This window comes from Candidatus Tisiphia endosymbiont of Parasteatoda lunata (assembly GCF_964030955.1).
Lineage (GTDB): Bacteria > Pseudomonadota > Alphaproteobacteria > Rickettsiales > Rickettsiaceae > Tisiphia.
Genome location: NZ_OZ035003.1, coordinates 1,755,495 through 1,772,619, shown reverse-complemented (window position 1 = coordinate 1,772,619; position 17,125 = coordinate 1,755,495). Strand labels below are relative to the sequence as shown.

Here is a 17,125-nt window from a genome sequence, read left to right as displayed (position 1 = left end):
CCCATCCTACCACTATATAACCTGAGTTTGACGTAAGAAAGAACATTTGAAAATTAAGAAGGGAGGGATTATAAAGTTCTCTAATAATAATGACAAAATTGGAGAATATATTATGATCCCTCTTACGGAGATTTTCTGCTTAATTGATGATTTTTGCAAGCATTTTGATACGGAGCGAAATAAATATATATTACCAAATCCTAACCGTAAGCGTAAAGTGGGCTGCAGTATAGGACTCTCAGAGATTATTACTATTATAGTAATGTTTCACTTGAGTCACTACCGTACCTTTAAAGATTTTTATTTATGCTGCCTATGCCAAAGTTATAGAAAGGAATTTCCAAAACTTGTGAGCTATAGTCGTTTTGTTCAGTTAATGCCAATGAGCTTCATGCCCATGGTGTTACTGCTAAAAAGCCTAACAGGAAAACAAACTGGTCAATATTATATCGACTCTACTAAACTTCCTGCTTGCCATAATTTAAGAATTAATAGACATAAAGTATTCAAAGACATAGCAAAAAGAGGTAAGACTTCCACTGGGTGGTTCTTTGGCTGTAAGCTACATATTGTCATTAACAGTTGCGGAGAGATTATGAGTTTTTCTTTAACTCCTGGAAATGTCGATGATAGAGCAGTGGTGGAAAATTTAGTAGATAAATTACAAGGCTGGCTTTTTGGTGATCGTGGGTATATCAGTAAAAAACTCACTCAATCCCTTGCTAATCAAGGTTTAGAACTAATAACAAAAATTAAAAGTAATATGAAAGAAAGAATAATAGATCCTATTAAAAAGCAGTTTTTAAATAAAAGGCACATTATTGAAACCATTAATGATCAATTGAAAAACCTTTTTCATATAGACCATACAAGGCATAGATCTGTTATGAATTTTCAAACTAATGTATTAGCTGGGCTACTTGCCTATGTTTTCAAACCTAATAAAATTTCTGTAGCTTTTGGAAAATTAAACAATCTCAACCTTCATCTTGCATCAAACTGAGGTTATATATAACTGATCATGTTATATTTATCATGGTTTTTTTATTGTATGAGTTCGATATAAGAATTAATAATTCTTATATCGATACTTGCTTTATTATAAGGAAAAATGTACTCTTGAAGCGGCTGACGCAAGTACATTTTAACTCTTTTCATCATTCAATATGTGATTTTAATTATTAAAATCACATATTGAATGGAGTGTTATATTTTAACAATCAGGTGGACAGCCGCTTCAAACCTGATTGTTTCTATATATAACACTGAATTCGATGTAACAAGTTACATCGAATTCAGGTTATATTATATTTCTTTAATTTTTGGTATTGGAGGTATTGATTTAGGATCAGGGCATTTACGAGTTTGGAACATTAATTGATCAATAGAATGCCCAAATTTATCAGTGCTTAGTAGATTTTTATTTATCCATTTTGCCGTTATCAACTTACCCAGTTCAGAATGAATAATTGGAATATCCGGTACGGCACTAGCACCTATCCCTGCAATTTTAATATGATAACCCTGTTTATCTAATCCATATTGTTGTAATACTTTATCAACTTCTCTTTGAGCAACAATTGTTTGGCGTTCAATATGAGGATTATTACTGACAAATAAAATAACAAAGTCTTTTTGTCTACCAAATTTTCTACTTAAAATTCTTTCAGCAAAATTAACTGCTGCATCATGAGCAGTAGTGGCTGTATCAGGCCTTTCGTTATTCTTGCCTACTTTAGTATTGATTATTTCAGTACGTTTAACTCAATGATAGGTAAGCCACTAGTTTGACTAGTGAGACCATCAAGGCTTGGCCTTTAGATTTAGTATAAAATAAAAAGTTATCATATATAACTTCTTTGGCTTGACGGTCAAAGGAGAAAATATATGACAACATACGAAAGTTTAAATCATTCTAAATGGGATTGCAAATATCATATTGTGTTTATTCCAAAGTGTCGTAAAAAAGAATTGTACGGGAAGGTTAGAAAATATCTTGGGAACGTATTCCATGAGTTAGCTTTTCAACGTGGGAGCAAGATCATAGAGGGGCATATGGTACAAGATCATGTGCATATGCTCATCAAGATTCCTCCTAAATATTCTGTAGCTGAAGTAATAGGCTATATCAAGGGGAAAAGTGCTATAGCCGTTGCTAGGCAGTTTGGTGGACGAAAACGTTTTTAAGAGTCTGTCCTATAGTTTGTGTAAGTTGCAAAGAAAGCAGTAAGAGATTACTGTAAAAAAAGTAACTTAAGCAAGCAAGGAGGAATTATGGCTAAAAAATTAGATACAGATAAAGATACATTAGACATCAGTAATCAGCTAGTAGAAGAATTATTATCAAAAGCAGATCCATCGGAGTTATTTGGTCGAGATGGTTTATTTCAACAGCTAAAGAAGCAAATAGTTGAGAAAATATTAGCAAGTGAGTTGGATCATGAATTAGGATATTCAAAACATAGCAAGATGCCAAAAGTAGATAATAATCGTCGTAATGGTAGCTATGAGAAGACAGTAATTGATGGGGATGGTCGTAAGCTGACAGTAGAAGTACCAAGAGATCGGGAAGGAGAGTATAATCCTCAATTAATACCAAAAGGGCTGAGGAGATTTAATGGATTTGATGAGAAAGTGATATCCCTTTATGGTCGCGGTATGACAGTCAGCGAGATCCGAGGGCATTTAGAAGAAATATACAGGAGTTTCGCACTTAGCAAAAAATATGTTAATCTAGCAAGAAAGAGTTTTAGTTAAGCATGGCAAGATCAAAATGTAGCAAAGACTTATATAAATCATTTTTACAAGCAAGTAGCGTAAGATATAGTGGTAAAGCATTATCTGAAGTAAGTCCAATAAACCTATCTCATGATAGTGCAAGTCGATGGTTAAATAGTAAGGATTTCCGCCCTAGCGGGATCTACAGAGAAGTGTCAAAATATATTGATAGGGAAGCTTCTTGTTTATTAGTGGGAGATGACACGTTATTGTCAAAGCAATACAGTAAGAAAATTGAGCTTGTACATTATCAATATTCTGGAGCTGTACATGATGTTATACCTGGTATAGGGATGGTCAACTTACTGCATTACAATGCTAAAACTGATCAATCTACCCCTGTAGATTATAGAATATATGATAAAGAAACTGATGGAAAAACAAAGAATGAGCATTTTTGTGATATGCTTACTTTAGCTAAGGAAAGAGGGATCAATCCTGATGCAGTAGTAATGGATGCGTGGTATAGCGGTTTGGAGAATTTGAAACATATACGTAATTTAGGTTGGACATGGGTTAGTAACCTAAGAAAAAATAGAAAAGTTAATCATAATGTTAGCTTAGAAAGTTTAGAGATTCCTGATGAGGGACTAAAAATTCACCTACGTGGATACGGTTGGGTTACGGTATTTAAGTTTGTGGCAAAAAATGGTCGCATTGATTACATAACAACTAACTTAGAAAATCCAACACGTGAACAAATAGAGAAAATTGTTAAGGCACGGTGGTCTATAGAAGTTTATCATCGAGAATTAAAACAAACTTGTGGTATTGAACGCTGTCAGGCACGCACGGGTCGAGCTCAGAGAAATCATATTTGCCTTGCCGTATTTGCTTGGCTCGATATGAACAAAAGGAGGATAAATGAAAAAATTACTTTATATCAACAAACTTGGGAAGTTATAAAAACATCAATTCAGAACAACATTAGATGCCTTTTAGCTGATTCGCAATTTTGCTAACTGCGAAACTCCTGATATATCAAACTGATGTATCTGGTGACTTGATATCCACCATAACAGATGGGGTGATAGAAGAAGTAACTAGGTGGCAAAATCGTTGTTTAGATAGGGTGTATCCAATATTATACTTGGACTGTATCTATGTAAAATCTAGAGACAATCACATAGTAATAAATAAAGCAGTATATTTAGCACTTGCTGTAAATATAGAAGGGAAAAAGGAGTTACTTGGCATTTGGATAGGCAAAAATGAAGGTGCTAAATTTTGGATGCAAGTAGTTACTGAGTTAAAGAATCGAGGAATTGAACAAATTTATGTTGCTTGTGTGGATGGTTTAAAGGGCTTGCCAGAAGCTATAAGCAGTGTATTCCCGAGTACTATAGTACAATTATGTATTGTACATATGGTTCGCAATTCAGTAAAGTATGTGTCATATAAAGATTTAAAAGAGGTCACATCAGATCTAAAACAAATTTATACAGCTAATAATGACGAAATGGCACGTTTAAAACTTCAGCAATTTGGTGTAAAATGGGATAAAAAATATCCGGTAATTTCTGATATTTGGCAACGTAATTGGTCTGGGATAATACCGTTTTTTGCCTTTCCTGAAGAGATCAGAAAGGTAATTTATACTACTAACACTATAGAATCTGTAAATCGTCAAATTAGAAAAATTATCAAAAATAAGGGGGTGTTTCCAGATGATAAGTCAATTCAAAAAATAATATTTTTATCCCTACAAAATGCAGCCAAAAAATGGACCATGCCTATTAAAGATTGGTCTTTAGCTTTAAATCAATTTGAAATACTTTGTGGAGATTTTAAATATGATTTATTGTCCCACTTTGGGAGAAAAACCCCGCACTTGCAGTGCGTCGTTTCAACATAAATTTTAAATATCTTATCAAGAAAAGATAAGATAAGATATTTTTTAACAAAATCTTACACTTCACAGATATATTCTTTTTGTGTTGTGACACTTTCTAAATGAGCCATACACAAATAGTTTCTAACTTTTAAGTTAGTACATACATGAGGCATTCATGCCGTAATATTAAGCTCTGCACTTGCAGTGCAGAGTGGTTAACTGGAAAATAAAAAATGAACTTACACAAATTAAATGATTGACTCAATTTTAATGGAGAAAAGTTGTGGGCTAGAGGTTATGCGGTCTCAACTGTAGGATTTGAAGAGAATCAGATCAAACACTACATTAAGAATCAAGAGCAACTTGATAGTTTAGGCTCTGACGAATCAGGAGAATTTTAATTAACAATGGCAGCCCTTTGGGCTGCTCATAACCGTCAAGCCGCTCGCTTTGCGAGGGCGTTCTGACTTGATCCTTATTAAGGAACTTGTTTACTAGGTCACTACTCATCAGGTCTTCTGTGAGTTTTCTCTCATTGCTACTTGCATAATTAGGATAGAATCTTCTAGGAAAAAGACCTAATGGACATTCTTCTTGTGTTTTATATTGAATAAATGGCTGAGCTTTATTTAACTTAATACCGTAATCTTTAGCAAGAGACTCGATATATCTTTCACCTTCCTCAATACAAGCTGAATCATTTCCAACTAGTCTCCCCGTCAAAAGTGCTAAAAATTAAGAAAAATTCAAAATTTAATACCTTAGCCAAAAATTCTTGTATAAAATTTGAGAGTTTAATTTTTTTGCTTTAAATTTTTGGTACAAAAAGATGATTTTTAGAGAATTTTTGCATGATGATTTATTGTCCCACTTTGGGAGAAAAACCCCGCACTTGCAGTGCGTCGTTTCAACATAAATTTTAAATATCTTATCAAGAAAAGATAAGAATGAATCATACAGATATTTTTTAACAAAATCTTACACTTCACAGATATATTCTTTTTGTGTTGTGACACTTTCTAAATGAGCCATACACAAATAGTTTCTAACTTTTAAGTTAGTACATACATGAGGCATTCATGCCGTAATATTAAGCTCTGCACTTGCAGTGCAGAGTGGTTAACTAACGATTTTGTAATTATTTGATTATTTTTTTACTGACTAATTTCTATGTAGAAAAATTTGTTTTGAGTAAATGATTCGCAATACACCGTAAGTTCAATCCTACAGCGGAAATTAACGGATTAATGACATCTCCTATTACCCCTTTCAGGTAGTTTCTGCCAACTCTACCATAACTTTTAAGATGCCCTATTATCGGTTCTATGGCACTCCGTCTCTTGAGCATTGCCTTATCATCTGACGATAGTTTCTTCTTGCAATATGGGCTATACACTTTGCCCTTCTCCTTAAAATTATTCCCCTTGTAACCTGAGTCAACAAAGGTTCTTGCTACTTCAACTCCTGTTAATTCTTTTACAATCTCTACAGTCTCCGATAATGTATGCCCATCATATGGATTGCCATGAAAAGATTTTGTCCCTAATACAAAGTTACCCCGACCACTTACTGCTATCGAAACCTTATTACCAAACTCGTATGGCTTGTTTAATTTCCCTTTACCAATGCACTCTACCTCCGGTGCATGAAAACTATATAATATTTTATTCTCTTCTCTTCTTTATATTGTTCTTTTTCTGCTTTACTCAATATAGATTGTACTTGTATCTTTTTTATCTTATTCAGTATTTCTTGTTGTCTTGCCGATAAACTTAACTTTGCTTTAGCTATTTCTCGCTGACATATCCTAACTAAACGACCCAGTAATACTTTTAAATGCCTCATTATTTTCTTACGCTTCTTGGCTTTACTATTATCCTTATATTTCCATAATTTTAATATATCTCTTTTATATTGCTTGGCATATGTTTCATTTAACTTGATGCCTAAGGCATGACATAGCTTTACTAGCTCTATTCTTGCCTTATCCATCAAGTACACATCATGGGGATACTTAATATTCTTAATTTGTACAGTAGTATCAACTATTATCGATGCTAAGTCTTTTTTTTTACTACACCTGCTTTGCATCCGATTCTTATCAGCTCCTTTAATATCTCATTGTAGCCATCTTCTCCTAATATAGTACGAAACCGACGGATACTAGCTTCTGATATTTCAGCATCTTTCTGCAAATATTCCCAACCACAAAAATACTGCCAATATACGTTCTCTCTTAACTCTTCCTCAGTCGCTGCATCTGACAGGTTATACATCGCTTGCAGCATAGTCACCCCAAGTAACAGGCGGTGACATCTGCGATTCCTACCAAATTTCTTAATATCAACATTTGCTGACAACCATTCCTCTAAACTAGACCAATTTATTAATGATCTTAATTTATATAATTTATTATTGTGGTTTAATTCTTCGGTCAGTTTGTAACCAAAAAGTTGTCCTTGTCTTTGCAACTTTGTTATATTTTCTATCGGCATTAATCAGATAATCCTTAAGTTTTTTGCCAATATTATAGCTTTTTCTTATGGATTCTCTATATATTTTTATCTGCTAAGCATATTATATATTATCCTTCTAGACTTTTGACGGGGAGACCAACTAATGGTACAGTATCCAATCTATTAATATCTGCCTTTCCTTGCCATGCTTCTAGCAATTCAGTGTATGTTTTGGGGTTAATGCCATCGAGATTAGCCCATAAGGACCTTGCTCCTGTTAATACTAGTACTAATCCGTTAACTTTAATTTGTTCTGTTAATTTATTATAATAGATTATACGTGTCAATAACCTAATTCTAGCTGCCCCGGCAATCCAAGCCTCGTCGTATTCTTGATAGTTAGGTTTTATTTCATTAATAAGTCCCAATTGTCTAGCATCTACAATATATTGAGACTTATATTTAGTCATCCAATCTTTAGTGGTCAGTTCATTCCGTTCCTGACCAAGATTAAGATCAAACGCATCCTGAGCAACAAATAGTAACCAATCTTCAATATTTCGTACATTTACCTCATTAATAGATTTAAATAAATTTTTACGCAATGATTTAGCATTGAATTTACTAGGAACGTTTTGATTAGCACCAGCTTTAGCCAAACTGCCCTGAATCAAACGAAATATTTTGTCTGCATTAGTCTTGTCAAAACATACTAGATCGTGCCATAATTTTTGTGGTTCAAAATATCCAGCTAGATAAAAAATCTTTAACAAAGCTTCTTGCTGGGTTGGTGAGGTAAAACCTAATTTGCTAGCAGCTAATTCGAATCCTGAAAGTTCTGATGAATGTTTATAATCCCCGTATGTTACGCTGGTAGTTAGGGCAACTGTTACAGATAGTAGCATTCTTTTTAAGGCTTGAAGCATAATATAATTTTCTTCGTTTAATTATAACCCTAGATTTTTGGGCTTTTGATACTTAATCCAAGTATCAATCAACAACTTAGTAATAATAATCGCAGAGAACATAGATGATATTATACCAATAGTTAGTGTTACTGCGAAACCTTTTATACCTCCAGCTCCAAATATAAAAAGTAAAAATGCTGCAATCAAAGTTGTAACATTTGAATCAAGGATTGTAGCAAAAGCTGATTCAAATGCCATCCTTATGGCATATAGATTAGATACACCTTTTTTAAGTTCTTCCCTTATCCTTTCATAAATGAGTACATTGGCATCAACTGCCATACCAATCGTTAGGATTATACCAGCAATTCCTGACAGAGTTAATGTAGCTTGAAAAAGTGACAATAACGCTAAAATATAAAGTAAAGCTAGGCTTAATGCTATATTGGCAAAAATGCCAAGAATTCCGTAAGACCAAATCATGAATATTACCACACTAACAAAACCAATCATACCTGCTTTCTTGCCTGCCTCTATTGAATCTGCTCCAAGATTTGGTCCTACGGTTCTTTCCTCTATTATTTTTAAAGGGGCTGGCAACGAACCAGCCCTAAGTAATAACGCTAATTCATTTGCTGATTCAACAGTAAAATTACCTGAAATTATACCGCTTCCTCCAAGAATTGGTTCATTAATTACTGGTGCACTTAATAATTTGTTATCAAGCACGATAGCAAGCCTCTTGCCAGAATTATTCTTGGTTATTTCTGCAAATAATTTACTACCAAGATTATTAAAAGAAAAAGCAACAGCAGGTTGGGAATTTTGATTGAAAGAAGCTTGGGCAGTTGTTAACTGGTCACCACTAACAATAGCTTTTTTCTTAACAACTACGTAATATTCTTGCTTATTTTCATTTTCCCCTTTCACTAAAATTGAACCAAAGGGTAAATGTCCATTTAATGCTTGTTGTATGTTGGCAGTTTCATCTAGTAAATGAAAGGTTAGTTTCGCAGTTTTGCCAAGAATATTTTTGAGTTGTTGTGGATTTTCCTCACCTGGTACTTGCAGTAATATATGTTTATCACCTTGCCTTTGTATGTTAGGTTCTGTTGTACCGGTGCTATCCACTCTCATTCTGATTATTTCAATTGATTGGGCAATAACTTGATACCTTAATTCAGCAAGCTTCGAATCACTATAGCTAAGCTTAATATTAGTATTATCGTTTTCTACAGTAATTTCTCGGTCGACTTTACCTAATATCTTTTTGACCTGTTTATAATCTTCTAGGTTTCTCAATTCAAACTGCACCGCCTTGTTCTTAACAACAAGATTTTTATAACCTATTTTATCTTCCCGTAAATATTTTCGTAAATGGTCAGCTAGACTGTCCATTACATCATTTAAGTAACTATCAAAATCTACATCTAGCAATAGATGAGCACCACCTCTTAAATCAAGACCAAGATTCACCTTATGGTTTGGCAGTATTTTAGAATCTATAGTTGTAAAATTAGGTAAAGCACAAATAAAGGCTGCTATTGTACATAAAATAGAAAGGAATATTTTCCATTTAGGAATATTATACACAGCTCATTTCCCTTTATCTTTTTTACTTTTGGCACTAACTTCTGTTTTATGACGACTTGTAATATCAAGTATTGAAGATTTCAGAATTTTGATTCGTATATTTTCAGCTACTTCAAGATCTACCGTGTTGTCAGCATCGTTAATCTTGCTTACTACTCCGAAAATTCCACTATTAGTTACCACCTCTTCTCCTTTCTTAACACTATCAACTATAGCCTCTTTCTCACGACGGCGTTTATCTTGTGGTCTAATTAGAAAAAAATAGAATACAACGAAGATTAATACCATCGGTACAAGGCTTGTTAATATTGATTGAGTAGATGATGATTCAGCTACTGGAGTTACTTCTTCAGTTTCTGTTATTGATATTGTATCATTGTTATCTGCATAGGCATTTTCTATAAACATATATATCTCCTGACGTATTATGTAAAAGTAGTTGTATTAATTTATTGTATACTCTTCTGCTTTAAAGAATTGTTTTTTGACAATGAGGAACTCGCGTACTCTAAAAAAGCTTGTACACTTGCAATATAAGACTGTTATCATTTTATTTCAATAAATATTTTTCGGGCGAAACCTATAGCTTTCAGACGTTCGCACACTTTTTCAAACACCGCTTTTGGTAAAATATTTAGTGTAGAAATTTCAATATATCTATTATCTTTTAACTCAAGAGAAAAAGATGGTGACTGAAATCTTGGTCCATCAATTTCCCTAGCAATTTTTATAAAATTACCTATTATATGACTGTTACAATAATCATATGAATTAATCATTCTTTTTGCTAATCTATTAATATATGTATCACTTCTTGCTGTATAGGTAAGTGCAAGAGCAATACTAAGCATCAACCTCTGACGATGACTAAAAGGAATATCTGAAGCTAAAATAAATTCAACAATAAAATTAGAGCGAAGAGTTTTATCGATATTTTTATTATATTGTGCAAGCATTATGACCAAAGTAATTATACTAATTGTTGTTGTATCTGGTTGAATTAAGATAGGCTTAATGACTTCTGTATAATTTTTGATATTACAAGTAGTTTCATCAAAATTTACTAATGTCTTGATTCTTTCATAAATAATATCTTTCTCCTGTTCTTCTTTAGGGAGACAAGCAAATCTAACACCTTCTTTTAAACCATAATTTGAAATTATTACCTTTTCAGGTAAAAAGACATTCAGCATAGATTTTGCCACCAAAACTGCGTTAGAATGAATTCTTGATTTATATTGTGTTCTCATACTATGAGCATGAGCTAATTTTTCGAGATATAGTTCAAATTCTCTACGATTTATTTCAAGGTTATGTAAGTTCTTAAGAGGATAATGAACAAACTCCATGTAAGAGCGTCCAATTAGCCTTAAAGCTCCTCCTATTAAGTATAAGTTTGGACAATGATACCCTTGTTGACATTGTTGTATACCCGAATGATTTGGGTATACCTCTCCAAACTCTTTGTTAATCATTTGGCTAATTATATTAATATCGTCAAAATGATTATTAGTGATTAAGCTAGTGCCTAAAGGTAGAGATTTTAAGATTCCCACTTTTTTGTCTTTGATTTGGGCAAGCTCAAGGCTACCTCCACCTAGGTCTGCTGCTATGCCACAAGCATCATTGATACCAGAAATTAATCCGGCAGCTGTAAGATAGGCCTCGCGATTACCAGAAATAATTTCAATATTAATATTAAATTTTCTTTTAACTATTTCTCTAAATTCTTCAGCTCTTGGATGCCCTCTAAGTACAGCAGTAGCAACGCATTTAACATCTGTTACTGATAACCTATCAAAAATATGTACAAAATATTGTAGTGATAAATATACTTGATGCTTTACTTCTAGGTCATCTAGATTAAGTAAATTGATAATATCACTTTTAAATTTATCATTGAAAATTTCTGGAGCTCCAAGTCTATCACATTCATAAACTACAGCTCTTATGGCATTATAACCAATATCAATAATGGCTGAACGCATAGAGTTTTATCTTATTGCTTACTTAAAAAATTAATCTTCTTTAGTAGTAGAATCTGTATTTTCTTGTTCCTCATCTACATTATTTTTATTTGGATCATAAGGTTTTTGAGTTGGAACAAATGTAGGCGGTAATAACCTATTTGTAAAGAACTTATCCTCATAATACTTAATTTTTAAAGATTTAATAGGTGGGAAAGATTCAATTAAAACAATTTGCTCATCTTTTGGTAATTGAATTACTTCTTGAGGCAAAAGCAGAGGTCTTGAAACTTGTGATACATTCTGCGTTCTTGTTGAAATATTAAGATCAAAAAATAGTGGTTTACTATAAGATCGTTGTTCAACTGTTTTATTACCCACTAGCTGTGATATCAGGTTGGCTGTTTCATAGTTATTAGCTGCAAAAGTAATACGATATGTAGCATTTGACAAGAATGAGTTCATTCCAGCATCCTCATAAGTTCCTTTGAGCTGCTGAGTATCTTGTATAATCAAGAATAGGCGAACTCTATATCCCCTGAAAAATGCGATACCAGCCTTAAATGTATCCATTTTGCCTAAAGTAGGGAATTCATCAAGTAGAAACATAACCCCATAAGGTTCTTCTTTTAAATCAGGCATTTTGCGGCTTAAAAACTCTGTAGCTTGCTGGTAAAAAACCTGCATCAATTTTTGTAAACGCTGTATATTATCCGGAGTTAAACCAACATAAACGCTTGTTTTAATCTTCTTAAACTCAAGTATATTAAAGTCAGATGATGCAGTAGCTGAGTCAATTAGCGGGTTTGCCCATAATTCTAAAGAAGAGTTCATTGTAGAGATAACACCTGAACGCTCTTTATCTGCTTTTTGTAGGAATGCAGCAATATTCATATAGGCCACAGGATGTATTACCTTACCTAAAGTATCTAGAACTACTGCCAAGTTGTACACTACGTCATCACTACGCATTGTCCTGACCACTTCGCCAAAGGATTTAGTTTTTGTCGGGTCAGCAATTAAGTATAGTACTACACCAAGAAATAAACTTCGTGCTTCATTATTCCAAAAATCTTTTTCAGGCATAATCAGATTTGAGATTTTTTGTACGTCATCCACCATTTGACCTGGTTTGGTACTTACCCAATCTATAGGATTGTAACAATGAGTTATCCCATCAGGATTGGAAGGTTCCCAAACAAATACTCGTTGTCCTTGTTTCTGCCGCCATCCACTTGTAAGACCATGATTTTCTAGCTTAATGTCATGTACTATAATAGAGTGTTCCCAAAATAATAAATTAGGAATTACAAATCCTACCCCCTTACCTGAACCGGTTGGGGCAAAAAGCAAAGCGTGCTGAAATCCATCAGCAACAAAATATCCTCCGCTATTGGTGCCAAGCAACATACCATGCTTTGAACGTAGACCGGCTTTATCTACATCAGCTTCAGTAGCCCAACTAGCATCACCATAAACTTTTTCCGGTTGAATAAAAAATTGTAAATTCTTTATTCTTTTAAAATTTTTCCAGTAAAATATGATAACTATAATTGTCGGTATAGTAAGGGATAATATTAACTTAACTTTTAAGTAGTTATATGCTTGAAAAGTTAATTGCGACCATACACTAACTAGCCAATAAGTCCACTTATAAGCTATATCTATGGCTGTTAAGTCAACATTTATAGCTCTAATCTCGTTAGTAGTAAATGCAACTAGCACTCCACTAATCCATATCGTACAAAATACTACCAAAGGGTGTATTATAAAATGACCTAAGAGGTTACGGATAATGTTTACTATTCTCTCCAATCCCATCATTAGTCTTGCCTATTCTGACTATAGTATATTTCTGAGACATATCTCTTCCCACCACTACCACGTTTTAATTGTATCACAATATCGACGACCGCTAATATATATTTTTTCACTTCCTCTGGTAGCATGCCTAAACTAGCTTGCATAACCATTAGCTTAAGTTGTTCTATGGCCATTGCTGGTGCATCAGCATGTAAAGTAGATATAGAGCCAGGATGACCTGTATTAATTGCTCGTAAGAAACTAAATGCTTCAGCTCCTCTAAGTTCACCTACAATAATTCTGTCAGGTCTTAGACGTAAACACGCTTCAATCAAATCCTGAGTAGTAACTTTTGCACGACCTTGCCCCCCTTTTGAAGCGAGGAGATGTAATTTATTAGGGTGATTTGCTAAAATTACCTCCCTAGCATCTTCAACAGTAATTAATCGCTCGCTATTTGGAATTTCTGCTAAAGCAGCGTTAGTAAAGGTTGTTTTACCAGTTGATGTACCACCACTAATAATAATATTTTTTTTAGAAATTACAGCATGTTGAATAAATTCTTTTATTTTATTTTCTTTTAAATAATTATTTAAGATTTTTGCATTCTCGTCAATTAATTCTCCAGTAGATGTTGAATCAAAAGCTCCCATCTTGGCATATTGATCTAGTGTAAGGTTCATTGTACTACCTTTCCTGATAGCATATCCGACATGACCTGGTTCACAAGCAGGAGGGAATACTATTTGGATACGATAGCCATTTGGTAGGGACGCAGAGAGTAAAGGTTTTTCCTCAGAAATTGTCTGATCAGTTGACTGAGCTACAAGCCTACCAAGAGATATAAGATGTTCAAAATCAAGTTCAGGTACTGATTTACAAAACAAATCTCCTTTCTTCTCAACCCATACTTCTCCTGGTTTATTTACCATGATCTCATTAACACCATCTTCTGCGAACAGTTCTTTAAATGGTAATAGAAAAGTCTCTAATGCAGCAAAATTATCACTCATTTTATCAATCTTGATTTTCTTAGTACAGATTGAGGAAATTTATAATCTTTATTGACATAAATTTTAATTACCGTACCTTGATCTATAGTAATAGTTGGTTTAAATTCATGTTGCTGAATCATACCTTTCATAGTATTACTGATATCAGTAAAAGCTTGTTTTGAAGCTGCTTGTGCTTGGGTTGGAGTGCTAGTTAGCAAACTAGCTGCTGCATTAGTTACTGCAGTCATTAATGCAACAAGCCTTTGACCAGGCTGTGATCCAGTTGGATTTTGTGCAGTATTACAAGCCTGCATCATGGAAATATAGGCTGATGAGGTCTTATCGGAAATGGCGTTCATGACACTAGAACATATCTGTGAAATTTTAACATCCTCAGTACCAGGACCATTATTAATACTTTGTGCTAAACTTTGTATATTAGCAACAGCAGCATTAGCAGCAGCAGCTTGTGAATTAACTGGGGGAGCTACCACTTTGTCAAGGGCATTGGCAAGTCCAATATTAAATGCCGATAATAATACAGCATTGGTTAATCGTTCTTTATATTTATTATCTACTCTTCCTTGCTCACCTTTCCTTCCAAGATTATCAACAGCTATAGCATCTAAGGTAATAGTATAACCGTTTGACAGATCAATACGATTCCATATTATTGCAATTCGACCATACGCTCCATCAATACCAGTTGTATAAGCACCAAAAATCTTTGATCCTTTAGGAACTAAAATAATCTTCTCCCTTTCAGAAAATACATCTCTGCTAATTATTGCCCTTACTTCTCCACCTAAATCAGTATTAATAGCAGTCTCTAGTACCGCTTCAATTATCTTACCACGACCAAGAACAAATGCCATATCTCCACGATCTTGAAAATTTGCTTCTTCGGCAATTTGACTTGGTGTTTTTTTCTCTGGAACTCCTGCAATTAATACTATAGAAGATTTTCTCTTTGCTTCACGGCGTTTCTTTTCCTCGTCACTTTCAGCTATTCCTCCAGGAAGGGGTGATAATACAACGGAAGGAAGAGAAACTTTGTCAGCACTATTATTATCTACTGAAGTAGTAGGTAAAGGAAGCTTTGGCACATCAGCAACTTTAGGTGGTGGAGGTGGTGGAGGTGGTGGAAGCTCCACAGGTGTTTCGAGTTTAGGTGCTTCTGGTAATTTTGGAATCTCTGGTAGATTTTTAGAATTATCTTGTGTCGGTTTAGTAATATCAGTAGGTGCTGATGGAGCTACCACCTCAGGTGGTTTATTATCAGCAATAAAAAGTTTAAAAAAAATAAATATAAAGACAGCAGAAATGACAAGTAGAATCAGAATGCTTTGCTTAGGATTAGTGGCAACTTTTGATAGCTCATTTTGAACTTCTGGTATGTCTTGTTCCTCTACACTCTGTGTACTGATTTGAGAAGAGGTGTTATTTTGCTTTGCCATAGTAAATTAATATCATTATTACGCGAATTTGGGATAAAAATTAATTAATTCTTATCCCGGATTGAGGTATTATTGTGAAGTACTAAACCTTTTTTTAGGATAATAAAACCTAACTACATATACCAAGTCTTTTTCACGACCTTCTTCCAATTCTTTGGATACAACATCGAATTGGTAAGTCCTTTTATTAGTTATGATAGTCATATTTGTTCTAATGTTTTTTTCCAATGGCTTAATAAATAATCTATTTGCCAACGGAGTCATTTTCCAAGCATAGGATTCCCCTAGAACAATATTTTGGATCTCCTCATTTTTGGCAAATTCTATACTTGACTGAAAACCAAAATGCAGAACTAATAAATAAACTTCATTAGGATTATGTATATAAGTTTTAATTCTGTTATCAGTAGTTATGGCTAGATCATCTACATCATTATCTATATGCATATTACCTGCACAAGCGTTGGCAATAACCGAATGTAATAATATTGCCGCTACGAAAAGAAGTCTAGCTATTATCATCATCTACCCTATAATCATTAACTTGAAAACCTACTGGATTAATATCTCGATCTGCATCTGTTAATTCCATTGGAATATATGCGTAACTTACCACAGCTATTTTATTGAAAACCCTTTTATTGCCTGTTGTTTCATTAATAGAGAACCTAACCATATATTTATTTTTTTCTACTCCTGACCAAGATTTAATTATTAAAAAAGTTGTGTTGTTTTGACCATATATTAAAACTGGATTTACATCTTTATTTTGTATATATCCTAGATAGTTATAATATACTGAACTTGAAGATAATAATCTAACGCTTTTCCTTGCTTCAGTATCAAAATCAACAGGATTATATGTTTCTCTAGCTATGAGGTATTTTTTAATAAAATACCTTGAAAGTGCCTCGTCACCGTTTAGTATCTCCGAAGATATTGGATTTACAATCGTTGCCATTCCCGTACTATCATCAATTTGGATAACAAAAGGACTAAACTCTCTTGAATTTACCACTATAGTTACCGCTGCTATGGATGCCATTATAAGTATTATTAGTAATATAGATAATACCAACAAGATATTACGTTGTACAATTAACCTATCAGATCTTTCCTCGTACCAATTCCTAGTAGCTTTAACAAAGTTATTAGACTGAACGCTTTGGTTCTCTACCACATCAGAAGGTGATTTTAGTATATTTAATATATTAGCTAACTTAAACATTGTACATCCCCACTACTTGTAAAACCTAAGACAAGTTAGTGAATAAATTAATTCAAACAATATAATCATAAATTCTCAATATTTTTGCAGTATACACTAATTTCGA

General features: G+C 33.6%; 18 protein-coding genes and 2 pseudogenes. 5 read left to right on the top strand and 15 right to left on the bottom strand.

All coding sequences use genetic code 11. The annotated features are described in order from the left end of the window. Positions 1-112 precede the first annotated feature (112 nt). The 5 genes and pseudogenes from AAHN00_RS11065 to AAHN00_RS11045 all read left to right on the top strand — a co-directional run. Entirely contained in the window at positions 113-1,003 is an 891-nt protein-coding gene (locus tag AAHN00_RS11065) for an IS982 family transposase (protein WP_342270939.1), read from the top strand. An 884-nt stretch (positions 1,004-1,887) separates the two neighbouring features. Continuing rightward, positions 1,888-2,181, top strand: a pseudogene (gene tnpA / locus AAHN00_RS11060) (IS200/IS605 family transposase); the annotation flags it as partial. A 93-nt stretch (positions 2,182-2,274) separates the two neighbouring features. Further along, positions 2,275-2,757: a transposase gene (locus AAHN00_RS11055; protein ID WP_342271295.1), complete on the top strand. Its 483-nt coding sequence runs from the start codon at positions 2,275-2,277 to the stop codon at positions 2,755-2,757. Between the two features lie 2 nt (positions 2,758-2,759). Next, the gene (locus AAHN00_RS11050; RefSeq protein WP_342271025.1) at positions 2,760-3,740 is read left to right on the top strand and encodes a transposase; all 981 of its coding nucleotides are present in this window, start codon (positions 2,760-2,762) and stop codon (positions 3,738-3,740) included. Positions 3,741-3,754: 14 nt separating this feature from the next. Further along, positions 3,755-4,633 (top strand): annotated as a pseudogene (locus tag AAHN00_RS11045) (IS256 family transposase); the annotation flags it as partial. Here AAHN00_RS11045 and AAHN00_RS11040 read toward each other — a convergent pair. From AAHN00_RS11040 to AAHN00_RS10965, 15 genes are all read right to left on the bottom strand, one after another. Continuing rightward, entirely contained in the window at positions 4,566-4,724 is a 159-nt protein-coding gene (locus AAHN00_RS11040; RefSeq protein ID WP_342271132.1) for a hypothetical protein, read from the bottom strand. The pseudogene AAHN00_RS11045 and the gene AAHN00_RS11040 overlap by 68 nt on opposite strands. Before the next feature lie 233 nt (positions 4,725-4,957). Beyond that, positions 4,958-5,335: a hypothetical protein gene (locus AAHN00_RS11030; RefSeq protein WP_342271294.1), complete on the bottom strand. Its 378-nt coding sequence runs from the start codon at positions 5,333-5,335 to the stop codon at positions 4,958-4,960. Positions 5,336-5,448: 113 nt separating this feature from the next. Continuing rightward, positions 5,449-5,628 (bottom strand): hypothetical protein, encoded by a 180-nt coding sequence (locus AAHN00_RS11025; protein ID WP_342271293.1) that lies wholly within the window; start codon positions 5,626-5,628, stop codon positions 5,449-5,451. Between the two features lie 152 nt (positions 5,629-5,780). Then, positions 5,781-6,239: a transposase gene (locus AAHN00_RS11020; RefSeq protein WP_342272659.1), complete on the bottom strand. Its 459-nt coding sequence runs from the start codon at positions 6,237-6,239 to the stop codon at positions 5,781-5,783. 5 nt (positions 6,240-6,244) lie between these two features. Next, the gene (locus tag AAHN00_RS11015) at positions 6,245-6,703 is read right to left on the bottom strand and encodes a hypothetical protein (RefSeq protein ID WP_342271292.1); all 459 of its coding nucleotides are present in this window, start codon (positions 6,701-6,703) and stop codon (positions 6,245-6,247) included. Beyond that, the gene (locus AAHN00_RS11010) at positions 6,670-7,107 is read right to left on the bottom strand and encodes a transposase (protein ID WP_342270975.1); all 438 of its coding nucleotides are present in this window, start codon (positions 7,105-7,107) and stop codon (positions 6,670-6,672) included. The genes AAHN00_RS11015 and AAHN00_RS11010 overlap by 34 nt, the downstream gene beginning before the upstream one ends. A gap of 89 nt (positions 7,108-7,196) precedes the next feature. Next, positions 7,197-7,994 (bottom strand): hypothetical protein, encoded by a 798-nt coding sequence (locus AAHN00_RS11005; protein ID WP_342271291.1) that lies wholly within the window; start codon positions 7,992-7,994, stop codon positions 7,197-7,199. Positions 7,995-8,015: 21 nt separating this feature from the next. Next, on the bottom strand, positions 8,016-9,569 hold the full coding sequence (gene secD, locus AAHN00_RS11000) for a protein translocase subunit SecD (RefSeq protein ID WP_342271290.1): 1,554 nt from the start codon (positions 9,567-9,569) through the stop codon (positions 8,016-8,018). A 3-nt stretch (positions 9,570-9,572) separates the two neighbouring features. Continuing rightward, positions 9,573-9,977, bottom strand: coding sequence for a preprotein translocase subunit YajC (gene yajC, locus AAHN00_RS10995; protein WP_342271289.1), 405 nt, complete (start codon positions 9,975-9,977; stop codon positions 9,573-9,575). A 137-nt stretch (positions 9,978-10,114) separates the two neighbouring features. Then, entirely contained in the window at positions 10,115-11,557 is a 1,443-nt protein-coding gene (locus AAHN00_RS10990; protein ID WP_341755306.1) for a Ppx/GppA family phosphatase, read from the bottom strand. Between the two features lie 30 nt (positions 11,558-11,587). Then, a complete protein-coding gene (locus tag AAHN00_RS10985; protein WP_410521448.1) occupies positions 11,588-13,357 on the bottom strand; it encodes a type IV secretory system conjugative DNA transfer family protein in 1,770 nt (589 codons plus the stop codon). A gap of 2 nt (positions 13,358-13,359) precedes the next feature. Continuing rightward, positions 13,360-14,352 (bottom strand): P-type DNA transfer ATPase VirB11, encoded by a 993-nt coding sequence (gene virB11, locus AAHN00_RS10980; protein WP_342271287.1) that lies wholly within the window; start codon positions 14,350-14,352, stop codon positions 13,360-13,362. After that, complete coding sequence (locus tag AAHN00_RS10975; protein WP_342271286.1) at positions 14,349-15,791, bottom strand: TrbI/VirB10 family protein; 1,443 nt, start codon at positions 15,789-15,791, stop codon at positions 14,349-14,351. Before AAHN00_RS10975 ends, virB11 begins: the two co-directional genes overlap by 4 nt. 69 nt (positions 15,792-15,860) lie before the next feature. Continuing rightward, positions 15,861-16,313, bottom strand: coding sequence for a TrbG/VirB9 family P-type conjugative transfer protein (locus AAHN00_RS10970; protein ID WP_341751373.1), 453 nt, complete (start codon positions 16,311-16,313; stop codon positions 15,861-15,863). After that, complete coding sequence (locus AAHN00_RS10965) at positions 16,300-17,019, bottom strand: virB8 family protein (RefSeq protein WP_342271285.1); 720 nt, start codon at positions 17,017-17,019, stop codon at positions 16,300-16,302. Before AAHN00_RS10965 ends, AAHN00_RS10970 begins: the two co-directional genes overlap by 14 nt. Positions 17,020-17,125 lie beyond the last annotated feature (106 nt).

Coding starts and splice junctions, on each gene's coding strand:
- AAHN00_RS11065 (WP_342270939.1), top strand. CDS start 113: ATGATCCCTCTTACGGAGATTTTCTGCTTAATTGATGATTTTTGCAAG.
- AAHN00_RS11055 (WP_342271295.1), top strand. CDS start 2,275: ATGGCTAAAAAATTAGATACAGATAAAGATACATTAGACATCAGTAAT.
- AAHN00_RS11050 (WP_342271025.1), top strand. CDS start 2,760: ATGGCAAGATCAAAATGTAGCAAAGACTTATATAAATCATTTTTACAA.
- AAHN00_RS11015 (WP_342271292.1), bottom strand. CDS start 6,703: ATGCAAAGCAGGTGTAGTAAAAAAAAAGACTTAGCATCGATAATAGTT.
- AAHN00_RS11010 (WP_342270975.1), bottom strand. CDS start 7,107: ATGCCGATAGAAAATATAACAAAGTTGCAAAGACAAGGACAACTTTTT.
- AAHN00_RS11005 (WP_342271291.1), bottom strand. CDS start 7,994: ATGCTTCAAGCCTTAAAAAGAATGCTACTATCTGTAACAGTTGCCCTA.
- yajC (WP_342271289.1), bottom strand. CDS start 9,977: ATGTTTATAGAAAATGCCTATGCAGATAACAATGATACAATATCAATA.
- AAHN00_RS10990 (WP_341755306.1), bottom strand. CDS start 11,557: ATGCGTTCAGCCATTATTGATATTGGTTATAATGCCATAAGAGCTGTA.
- AAHN00_RS10985 (WP_410521448.1), bottom strand. CDS start 13,357: ATGGGATTGGAGAGAATAGTAAACATTATCCGTAACCTCTTAGGTCAT.
- virB11 (WP_342271287.1), bottom strand. CDS start 14,352: ATGAGTGATAATTTTGCTGCATTAGAGACTTTTCTATTACCATTTAAA.
- AAHN00_RS10975 (WP_342271286.1), bottom strand. CDS start 15,791: ATGGCAAAGCAAAATAACACCTCTTCTCAAATCAGTACACAGAGTGTA.
- AAHN00_RS10970 (WP_341751373.1), bottom strand. CDS start 16,313: ATGATAATAGCTAGACTTCTTTTCGTAGCGGCAATATTATTACATTCG.
- AAHN00_RS10965 (WP_342271285.1), bottom strand. CDS start 17,019: ATGTTTAAGTTAGCTAATATATTAAATATACTAAAATCACCTTCTGAT.